Below are 10,591 nucleotides of genomic sequence, written 5' to 3'. Positions count from 1 at the left end.
GGAGCGTCGTGATGAGTGTCGAAGAAAAACGAGTACGCGAGTTCGCCTACCAAATCTGGGAGTCGGAAGGTAAGCCAGAGGGGCAAGAGGAGCGGCATTGGGACATGGCGCGCAAGCTCGCCGAAGCCGAGGCGCTGGCGCCCAAGGCCGAACCGCGCAAGCGGGCACCGGCCAAGCCCAAGGCAGCGGCTGAGCCTAAGGCACCTGCAGAGCCTAAGGTCGCGGCCCTGCCTGCGGGCAAACCGGCTGCTGCCAAGAAACCTCGGGCAGCAAAAAAGCCGACTGCTGGGTAAGCCTTCACCGGCCCCTTCGCGGGCATGCCCGCTCCCACAGGGATTGCACCGACCTCAACCCAAGTGCAGTCCCTGTGGGAGCGGGCTAGCCCGCGAGGGGCCGGTGCAGGTCCCCCGCGATTACCCCTACACCACGGCCACTCGAGGATAGCCATGAGCCCGCGCACGCCCAAGAAAACCCGCTCCGTCGCCCCATCGCGCATTCGCGAGGGCATGCCCTTCCCCCTGGGCGCCACCTGGGACGGCCTGGGGGTCAACTTCGCCCTGTTTTCGGCCAATGCCACCAAGGTCGAGCTGTGCCTGTTCGACTCCACCGGCGAGCAGGAAATCGAGCGTATCGAACTGCCCGAGTACACCGACGAGATCTACCACGGCTACCTGCCCGACGCGCACCCCGGGCTGGTCTATGGCTACCGTGTGTACGGCCCTTACGAGCCGGAAAACGGTCACCGCTTCAACCCCAACAAATTGCTCATCGACCCCTATGCCAAGCAACTGGTCGGCAGCCTGAAATGGTCCGAAGCACTGTTCGGCTACACCATCGGCCACCCCGACGGCGACCTGTCGTTCGACGAGCGCGACAGTGCCCCTTTCGTGCCCAAATGCAAGGTCATCGACCCGGCCTTCACCTGGGGCCGCGACCAACGCGTGCAGATTCCCTGGGAGCGCACGATCATCTACGAAGCCCACGCCCGCGGCATCAGCATGCTCCATCCGGCGGTGCCGGAAGAACTGCGTGGCACCTTCGCCGGCCTTGCCAACGACGAGCTGCTCAAGCACATCAAGGACCTGGGCGTGTCGAGCATCGAGCTGCTGCCGATCCACGCCTTCGTCAACGACCAGCACCTGCTGGACAAGGGCCTGAACAACTACTGGGGCTACAACAGCATCGCCTTCTTCGCACCGCACCCGCGCTACCTGGCCAGCGGCAAGATCGCCGAGTTCAAGGAAATGGTCGCGCACCTGCACGACGCGGGCCTGGAGGTGATCCTCGATGTGGTCTACAACCACACTGCCGAAGGCAACGAGCGTGGCCCGACGCTGTCCATGCGCGGCATCGACAACGCCTCATACTACCGGCTGATGCCTGACGACAAGCGCTACTACATCAACGATTCCGGCACCGGCAACACCCTCGACCTCAGCCACCCGTGCGTGCTGCAGCTGGTCACCGACTCGCTGCGCTACTGGGCGGGCGAGATGCATGTCGACGGCTTCCGCTTCGACCTGGCGACCATCCTCGGCCGCTACCACGATGGTTACAGCGAGCGCCACGGCTTCCTCGTCGCCTGCCGTCAGGACCCGATGCTCAGCCAGGTGAAACTGATCGCCGAGCCTTGGGACTGTGGCCCTGGCGGCTATCAGGTGGGCAACTTCGCGCCAGGCTGGGCCGAATGGAACGACCGCTTCCGCGATACCGCCCGGGCCTTCTGGAAAGGCGACGAAGGCCAGCTGGCCGATTTTGCCGCACGCATGACCGCCTCCGGCGACATGTTCAACAACCGCGGGCGCCGGCCGTATTCGTCGGTCAACTTCATCACCGCCCACGACGGTTTCACCCTGCGCGATCTGGTGTCGTACAACAGCAAGCACAACGAAGACAACGACGAGAACAACCAGGACGGCACTGACAACAACCTGTCGTGGAACTGCGGCGTGGAAGGCCCCACCGACGACCCACAGGTCAACGCCCTGCGCATGCGCCAGATGCGCAACTACTTCGCCACCTTGCTGCTGGCCCAAGGCACGCCGATGATCGTCGCCGGCGACGAATTCAGCCGCACCCAGCACGGCAACAACAACGCCTACTGCCAGGACAGCGAGATCGGCTGGGTCAACTGGGACCTGGACGAGGACGGCGAGGCACTGCTGGCTTTCGTCAAGCGCCTGACCCGCCTGCGCCTGGCCTACCCGGTGCTGCGCCGCTCGCGTTTCCTGGTGGGCGATTACAATGAGGCGATCGGGGTCAAGGACGTCACCTGGCTGGCGCCCGATGGCAACGAGATGAGCGTGGAGCAGTGGGAAGACCCGCACGGGCGCTGCCTGGGCATGCTGATCGATGGCCGCGCCCAGGTCAGCGGCATCGCCCGGCCGGGCTCGGAGGCGACGATGCTGCTGATCTTCAACGCACACCATGATATGGTGCCGTTCCTGCTGCCGACCGTGCCGGAAGGCGACTACTGGAGCTGCCTGGTCGACACCGACCGGCCGGAGATGCGCAAGCCGCAGCATCTGCAGTTCGACAGCAGCTTCGAAGTCAAAGGGCGGTCGTTGCTGTTGATGGTGTTGCAGCGCGAGGAAGAGTGAACCGGGCCAGGCGCGCCCTGTCCCATCTGTATCTGTTGCATTGAGGAGCGACCGTGAACCTCGAAGCCGGCAGCGCAGGTTTCGCCAGCACCCGCCAGGCCCCGCCCGTGAAGCGGCTGCGGGTGCTGACCGTGAACACACACAAGGGCTTCACCGCCTTCAACCGGCGCTTCATCCTGCCTGAGCTGCGCGAGGCGGTGCGCAGCACCCAGGCCGATATCGTCTTCCTCCAGGAAGTGCTCGGCAGCCACGATCGCCATGCCGCGCGCTACCCCGGCTGGCCGCAGACCTCGCAGTACGAGTTCCTCGCCGACAGCATGTGGAGCGACTTTGCCTATGGCCGCAACGCGGTCTACCCCGACGGCCACCACGGCAATGCGCTGCTGTCCAAGTACCCGATCATCGAGCACCGCAACCTCGACGTTTCGATCACCGGCCCCGAGCGCCGCGGCCTGTTGCACTGCGTGCTCGACGTTCCCGGCCAGCACAAGGTGCATGCCATCTGCGTGCACCTGTCGCTGCTGGAGAGCCACCGGCAGAAGCAACTGCAACTGCTGCGCCAGCTGCTCGACGCACTGCCCGCCGATGCCCCGGTGATCATCGCCGGCGACTTCAATGACTGGCAGCAGCGTGGCAACCGCACCCTGCGCCTGCAGCGCGACCTGCACGAAGCCTTCGAGCGCCATCATGGCCTGCTCGCCCGGACCTACCCGGCGCGCCTGCCACTGCTGCGCCTGGACCGCATCTACCTGCGCAACGCCGATAGCCATGCGCCACAGATTCTGGGGCACAAACCTTGGACGCACCTTTCCGACCATCTGCCACTCGCGGTGGAAGTCCGGTTGTAACAATGATTCGGCATAGCCAGTGCCACAGAAATAGCGATCGCCGCTATACCGGGCAAATTAACAAGGTTAATCATAGGGTTAATGCCAGCCACGGAGTTTGCACAGACCTTTCACGCTTTCTTGACGCAAGCGCCGGTCTCTCCTTAGCTGAACAGTATCACTAGACGTAAAAACTCGCGCCGGGCCTCTAGCTCGCGCCTTTGTGCGCGCTCGCGAAAGCTGGCGTGCTGGTTTGGGTCGCTCTCTGTTTTTGTCGTACAGCTCGTGACAACAGGCCAGGTCCTTGGGCTTTACAACAAAAAAACAGAGGAGATCCGCCATGAAAAGAACCTCGAATCCCTTGCGCTTCGATCATTTTTTCTACGCGGTTTCCACGTCGATGCTTCTGGCAACCCCGGTGGAAACTTTCGCGTTCGAACTGCAGGAAGATCCGATCTCCCCCAGCTACCTGCAGCAGGCGACGGTGCCGACGTTGTCGCTCGACCCGGTCAGCGCCAGCGGCCTGAACCTGGGCACGCTGAGTGCCTTCAGCGAGAAGATGGGCGAACGGCACAGCCTGGCAGCGCCCGACCTGGTGGGCGGCCAGTGGGCGCAGTTCTTCCCTGGCGCCACGCCGCAGCCTGGCGCACGCACGCCAGAGCAGCTGGAAGCGCCCAGCCAGCAACTGATGATCGGCCCGGACCTGTTCGTGCGTGAAACCGCCGATGGCAATGTGCATCGTGCGGGGATCTTCGTGGGGCACAACAACCTGCAGAGCAGCTTCAATGGTGTGCGGCCGTTGCTGGGGGACAAGCAGCGCAATGCGGTCAACCTCAGTGGCGAGAGCCTGGGGGTGTACTGGAGCATGACCCATGAGCAAGGCTGGCACCTGGATGCCGTGGCCATGGGCTCGCGTATCGAGGTGATGGGCCGTGGCGACAGTGGCCAGCGGCTGGATGACAGCGGCCATGCGATGACCTTTTCGGTGGAAGGCGGTTACCCGATCGGGTTGGGGGGTGGCTGGGTGATCGAGCCCCAGGCGCAGTTGATCAACCAGCGGTTCTTCCCGGGCAACCAGGTGCAGGAAGAGACCTTGCAGGCCTTCGACAGCCAGCCCAGCTGGAGCGGCCGGGTCGGTGCCAAGTTGTCCGGGCGCTACGAGGTCAAAGGCATGCCGATCGAGCCCTATGTGCGGACCAACGTCTGGTATGACTTCAACGACACCAGCGAAGTGAAGCTGGACCAGGTCGACAAGATCTCCAGCTCGCGCTACTCGACCACGGTGGAGTTGGGCTTGGGGCTGGTGGCACGGGTGACACCTTCGGTTGCGTTGTTTGTCAGTGCCGATTACAGCAGCGACGTGGATGGCAACGACATCAATGGGTTGATTGGCAGCCTTGGGGTGCGGATGCGGTGGTAGCCAGGCACGGCCTCTTCGCGGGCAAGCCCGCTCCCACAAAGATAGCACTCGCCTGAAGGTTGGTGCGGTACCTGTGGGAGCGGGCTTGCCCGCGAAGAGGCCAGTACAGGCGATGCATCAGGCCGGCTTCATCACCAATACCCCAAGCGGCGGCAGGTTCAGCGCCAGTGACAGTGGCTGCCCATGGCTGGCCACCTCATCGCTCTCCACCGCCCCCAGGTTGCCGACATTCGACCCGGCATACAGTTCGGCATCGCTGTTGAGCAACTCCTGCCAACGCTCGCCAAACGGCACGCCAATCCGGTAACCTTCGCGCGGCACCGGGGTAAAGTTGGCCACCACCAGCAGCGGCTCGCCCTGGCTGCTCCAGCGCAACCAGGCATACACGCTGTTGTGCGCATCATCGCCGATCAGCCACTGGAAGCCCTGAGGCTGGCAGTCCTGTTCGTGCAACGCCGGCAGCTCGCGGTACAGCCGGTTGAGGTCACCGACCAGGCGCTGCACGCCCTGGTGCTCGGGGTATTGCAGCAGGTACCAGTCCAGCTGGTGGTCGTGGTTCCACTCGCGCCACTGGCCGAACTCACAGCCCATGAACAGCAGCTTCTTGCCCGGGTGGGTCCACATGAAGGTCAGGTAGGCGCGCAGGTTGGCGAACTTCTGCCAGCGGTCGCCGGGCATCTTGTCGATCAACGAATGCTTGCCGTGCACCACTTCATCGTGGGAGATCGGCAGGATGAAATGCTCGGAATAGGCGTAGATCAGGCCGAAGCTCATCTCGTTGTGGTGATAGGTGCGGTGCACCGGGTCGTTCTGGATGTAATGCAAGGTGTCGTGCATCCAGCCCATGTTCCACTTGTAGGCAAAGCCCAGGCCGCCCTGCTGGATCGGCTGGCTGACACCTGGCCAGGCGGTGGACTCCTCGGCGATGATCAGCGCACCCGGCGCCTCGTGGGCGGCGATGCCGTTGAGGTGGCGGATGAAGTCGATGGCCTCGAGGTTTTCGCGCCCACCGTGGCGGTTGGGCACCCACTCGCCGGCCTTGCGCGAGTAGTCGCGGTACAGCATCGAGGCAACCGCATCGACGCGCAGGCCGTCGACATGGAAGTGCTTGAGCCAGTGCAGCGCCGAGGCCAGCATGAAACCGCGCACCTCGTTGCGGCCGAGGTTGTAGATCAGTGTGTTCCAGTCCTGGTGGAAGCCTTCCAGCGGGTTGTCGTACTCATACAGCGCGGTGCCGTCGAAGCGCGCCAGGCCATGCTCGTCGGTGGGGAAATGTGCCGGCACCCAGTCGAGGATCACGCCGATGCCGCCCTGGTGACAGGCATCGACGAAGAACGCGAAGTCCTCGGCGCTGCCATAGCGTGAAGTCGGGGCGAACAACGACAGTGGCTGATAACCCCAGGAGCCGCCGAACGGGTGCTCCATGATCGGCAACAGTTCGATGTGGGTGAAGCCCAGTTGCTGCACGTAAGGCACCAGGCGCTCGGCCAGCTCGCGCCAGTTGTAGTAGCGCGACACTTCGCCCAGCTCGTCGAGCTCGCATTGCCAGGAGCCGGGGTGCAATTCGTAGATCGACAGCGGTGCGCTGTAGGCATGGCGCTGGGCGCGGTGTTCCATCCAGTCGTGGTCATGCCAGTCGTGGCTCAGTTCACCGGCCACCTTCGACGCCGTACTCGGCGGCAGCTCGGTGGCACGGGCCAGCGGGTCAGCCTTCAGCGGCAGTATGCCGTCTTTGCCGAGCACTTCGAACTTGTAGGTTTCGCCGACGCCCAGGCGCGGCACGAACAGCTCCCAGACCCCGGCGCTGTGGCGCAGGCGCATGGGGTGGCGGCGGCCGTCCCAGTTGTTGAAGTCACCCACCACCGAGACCCGTCGGGCATTGGGCGCCCACACCGAGAAGCACACGCCATCGACGCCATCGACCTGAATCGGCTGGGCGCCGAAGCGCCCGGACAGATCACGGTGATTGCCCTCGGCGAACAGGTAGAGGTCCATGTCGCCCAGTTGCGGGCCGAAGCTGTAGGGGTCTTCGGTCACCTGCTCGCCACCGGCCCAGCCGATCTGCAGCCAGTACGGGTGTGCCTCATCGAGGTGCGCGCTGAACAGGCCGGGCAGGCTGCCCTGCACCATTTCGGCGAGGACACGCCCATCATGGCGCGCCAGCACCCGCACGCTCAGCGCATTAGGCAGGAACGCACGGACCAGCAAGCCGCCCTGCCCGTCTGCGTGAGGGCCCAGTACTGCAAAAGGATCGGCGTGCTCGGCGCGGGCCAGGGCATCCAGGTCCCGTTGCCGAAGGCCGCCGTTTTCACGCGTGGTTGCATTCATCTATGACTCTCCCCAGGTACTGATCAGTCCATGCAGGCCATGCAAGGGCACGGCCAGCCAACTCGGACGGTTTTCGGCTTCATATGTGATTTCGTAGGCGGCTTTTTCCAGGCAGAACAACTCCAGTGCGGCGCGCTCCCCTTCGGCCTGTTGCCAGGCGTGAGGCATGGCGGCGGTGGCCAGGCCATAGGCTTCGACGAAGGCATGCCGCGACTGGTGCAGGTACTGCCGGGCCACCCGTTGCCGGGCTTGCCGCGCCGGGTCGGAAAGGTCCACGGCAGACGCGCTGCGCAGGATCATCGCAGCAGCATAGTCGAAGGATCGCAACACGCCGCTGACATCCTTGTACGGGCTGTGTTTGGCCCGACGCTCCTCAAGTGGGCGGGCCGGTTCACCCTCGAAATCAATCAGGTAGGCATCACCCTGCACCACCAGCACCTGGCCCAGGTGCAGGTCGCCGTGCACGCGCATCAGCAGGCCGCCCTGGGCCTGTTCGGCGAGCTTGGCGATGTGCTGGGCAAGGCCGTCGCGCTGCTGTTGCAGGTCGTCGACCAGGGCCTGGCTGTCCGTGTCGAGGTGCTCGCGGTGCTGCGCCAGCAGGTCGAGGGCGTGGTTCAGTTCGTTGCTGATCTGCGCGCTCCAGCGGCGGCTGTCGTCGGCGTCGCTGGGGCGTGGCTGGAAGGCGTGATCGTTGCTCGGCGCCGCCAGCAGCAGGTGCATCTCGCCCAGGCGCTGGCCGAGCAAGGCGGCGAAACCGTTGAGCTCGGCCAGCGCGTCGGTGTGCGCTTCGGCATCGACGCTGGTCGGTTCCATCTCGTCGCGGATGGCCCGCTCAAGGGTGTTCTGGGTCCAGGCCCAGGCATCGCCCTGGTTGCTCAGGTAGCCTTGGGCGATCATCAACAGGTGCGGTGCGCCCTGCTCGTCGACGCGGCTGACCCAGGCCAGCAGCGGCGAGATGTTGGCGAAGCCGCCGGCGGTGAGGTAGGCGCTCATCTCCAGCTCCGGGTGAATGCCCGGATTGACCCGGCGAATCAGCTTGAGCACCACGCGGTCGCCAATCACCACCGAGCTGTTGGACTGCTCGGCACTGAGGTAGCGCACTTCACTTTCCTCGCTCAGTTCAAGCCCGGCCAGCTGTGCGGTGCATTCGAAGCGCAGCTCGCCCTGGCCATTGCCGCACGGCAGCTGCATGCCGTCCTGGCAGGCACGCAGCACGGCACGGATGAACGGTTCGAGGACGAAGGCGTCGGTGATCAGACCCACCTGGCGGCCACGGCGTACTCGCGACAGCGCCAGCTGCTGCGGCAGCGCCGTGTTGATCTGCTCCTCCGGCAGCAGGCCGAAGGGCAGCTGGTACTGATTGGCCACGCCATCGCTGAGCACTTCGATTTCGCTGAGCAGCACCGGGGTGGTCGCGGTGCCGAAGCGCACGCCGTAGCGCAGGCGTACCTGGTCGATCGGGCCTTCCTTGCCGGCGAACCAGCGGCGCTTGGGCAGGTATTGCGGCAGGATGGTGCCGTTCAGGATGTCGCTGGAGGGGGACTCGAGCAGTTCTTCCATGCGTTTGCGCAACACTAACGTGGTCAATTCCGGCAACCCCTCGGTGGCTTGGATGTGCCAGCTGGGCATGCGGTCGTGAGCGGCCAGCAGGAACCAGTAGAAGGCATAAGGTGGCAAGGTCAGCAGAAACGGCAATTGGCCGATCGGCGGGAAGGCGCTGCCACCGAGCATCTCCACCGGCACTTTGTCAGCGTATTGCGACAGTTCGAGCTCGGCGGCCTGGGCGGCACGGGAAACGTTGGCGACGCAGAGAATCACCTCGGTGTTGCCATCGGCGTCGGTGTACTCGCGCAGGTAGGCCAGGATGCGCCGGTTGCTTGGCGTGAGCGTGCGCAGGCTGCCACGGCCAAAGGCCTTCTGCTGCTTGCGTACCGCCAGCAGGCGGCGGTTCCAGTTCAGCAGCGAGTGCGGGTCGTGGGACTGGGCTTCGACGTTGACGGTCTGGTAGCCGTACAGTGGGTCCATGATCGGTGGCAGCACCAGGCGCTGCGGGTCGGCCCTGGAGAAACCGCCGTTGCGGTCCGGCGACCATTGCATCGGCGTACGCACGCCGTCGCGGTCGCCGAGGTAGATGTTGTCGCCCATGCCCAGTTCGTCGCCGTAGTACAGGGTGGGCGTGCCGGGCATCGACAGCAGCAGGCTGGTCAGCAGCTCGATGCGCCGGCGGTCGCGCTGCAGCAGCGGTGCCAGGCGCCGGCGGATGCCAAGGTTGATGCGCGCGCGACGGTCTTCGGCGTAGTAGTTCCACAGGTAGTCGCGCTCGCGGTCGGTGACCATCTCCAGGGTCAGCTCATCGTGGTTGCGCAAGAAGATCGCCCACTGGCAGTTGGCCGGGATTTCCGGGGTCTGGCGCAGGATGTCGGTGATCGGGAAGCGGTCTTCCATGGCCAGGGCCATGTACATGCGCGGCATCAGCGGGAAGTGGAAGGCCATGTGGCATTCGTCGCCGTCACCTTCGCCAAAGTATGGGCGTGTGTCCTCGGGCCACTGGTTGGCCTCGGCCAGCAGCATGCGGTCGGGGTAATTGGCATCGATCTCGGCGCGGATCGCCTTGAGCACCCTGTGGGTCTCGGGCAGGTTTTCGTTGTTGGTGCCATCGCGCTCGATCAGGTAGGGGATGGCATCCAGGCGCAGGCCATCGACACCCAGGTCGAGCCAGAAGCGCATCACTTTGATGACGGCCTTGAGCACCTGTGGATTGTCGAAGTTGAGGTCTGGCTGGTGCGAATAGAAACGGTGCCAGAAGTACTGGCCGGCGATCGGGTCCCAGGTCCAGTTGGACTTCTCGGTGTCGAGGAAGATGATTCGCGTGCCGTCGTATTTCTGGTCGTCGTCCGACCACACGTAGAAATCCCGCGCCTTGCTGCCGCGCTTGGCATGGCGGGCGCGCTGGAACCACGGGTGCTGGTCGGAGGTGTGGTTGATGACCAGCTCGGTGATCACCCGCAGGCCGCGCTTGTGCGCCGCGGCGATGAAGCGGCGGGCATCGGCCATGCTGCCGTAGTCCGGGTGCACGGCCTTGTATTCGGCGATGTCGTAGCCGTCGTCGCGCCGTGGCGAGGGGTAGAACGGCAGCAGCCACAAGGTGTTGACGCCCAGCTCGGCGATGTAGTCGAGCTTGCTGATCAGGCCGGCGAAATCACCGATGCCGTCGTTGTTGGCATCGAAGAACGACTTGATGTGCAGCTGGTAGATCACGGCGTCCTTGTACCACAGCGGGTCATCGATGAAGGCTGCCGGGCGGGAACGCTTGGCCATGGGTGACTCCTTACTGTCCTGGATTCGGCGAGATCCTTGTGGGAGCGGGCTTGCCCGCGAAGCAGGCACTGCAGTGGATGGCACCGGCTTTGCCGGTG

At 64.5% G+C, this 10,591-nt stretch carries 6 protein-coding genes; 4 read left to right on the top strand and 2 right to left on the bottom strand.

Translation table 11 applies throughout. The features are described from left to right. Positions 1-8 precede the first annotated feature (8 nt). The 4 genes from CAF78_RS04015 (at position 9) to CAF78_RS04000 (ending at position 4,847) form a co-directional block, all read left to right on the top strand. Positions 9-293: a DUF2934 domain-containing protein gene (locus CAF78_RS04015; RefSeq protein ID WP_085674485.1), complete on the top strand. Its 285-nt coding sequence runs from the start codon at positions 9-11 to the stop codon at positions 291-293. A 153-nt stretch (positions 294-446) separates the two neighbouring features. Then, positions 447-2,600, top strand: a complete 2,154-nt coding sequence (glgX, locus tag CAF78_RS04010) for a glycogen debranching protein GlgX (protein WP_085674487.1) — start codon at positions 447-449, stop codon at positions 2,598-2,600. A 53-nt stretch (positions 2,601-2,653) separates the two neighbouring features. Beyond that, positions 2,654-3,448 carry an endonuclease/exonuclease/phosphatase family protein gene (locus CAF78_RS04005; protein WP_085674490.1) on the top strand — a complete coding sequence of 265 codons (795 nt, stop codon included), beginning with the start codon at positions 2,654-2,656 and terminating at the stop codon, positions 3,446-3,448. Between the two features lie 319 nt (positions 3,449-3,767). Then, positions 3,768-4,847 (top strand): autotransporter outer membrane beta-barrel domain-containing protein, encoded by a 1,080-nt coding sequence (locus CAF78_RS04000; RefSeq protein WP_085674492.1) that lies wholly within the window; start codon positions 3,768-3,770, stop codon positions 4,845-4,847. A gap of 117 nt (positions 4,848-4,964) precedes the next feature. Here CAF78_RS04000 and glgB read toward each other — a convergent pair whose 3' ends face one another. After that, entirely contained in the window at positions 4,965-7,175 is a 2,211-nt protein-coding gene (glgB, locus tag CAF78_RS03995) for a 1,4-alpha-glucan branching protein GlgB (RefSeq protein WP_085674495.1), read from the bottom strand. After that, on the bottom strand, positions 7,176-10,493 hold the full coding sequence (gene treS, locus CAF78_RS03990) for a maltose alpha-D-glucosyltransferase (RefSeq protein WP_085674497.1): 3,318 nt from the start codon (positions 10,491-10,493) through the stop codon (positions 7,176-7,178). It lies immediately after the preceding gene. Between the last annotated feature and the right edge of the window lie 98 nt (positions 10,494-10,591).

It is taken from the genome of Pseudomonas sp. R28(2017), from assembly GCF_002112505.1.
GTDB lineage: Bacteria > Pseudomonadota > Gammaproteobacteria > Pseudomonadales > Pseudomonadaceae > Aquipseudomonas.
The sequence above is the reverse complement of the archived record's forward strand: the minus strand, read 5'-3'. Positions and strand labels throughout refer to the sequence as shown.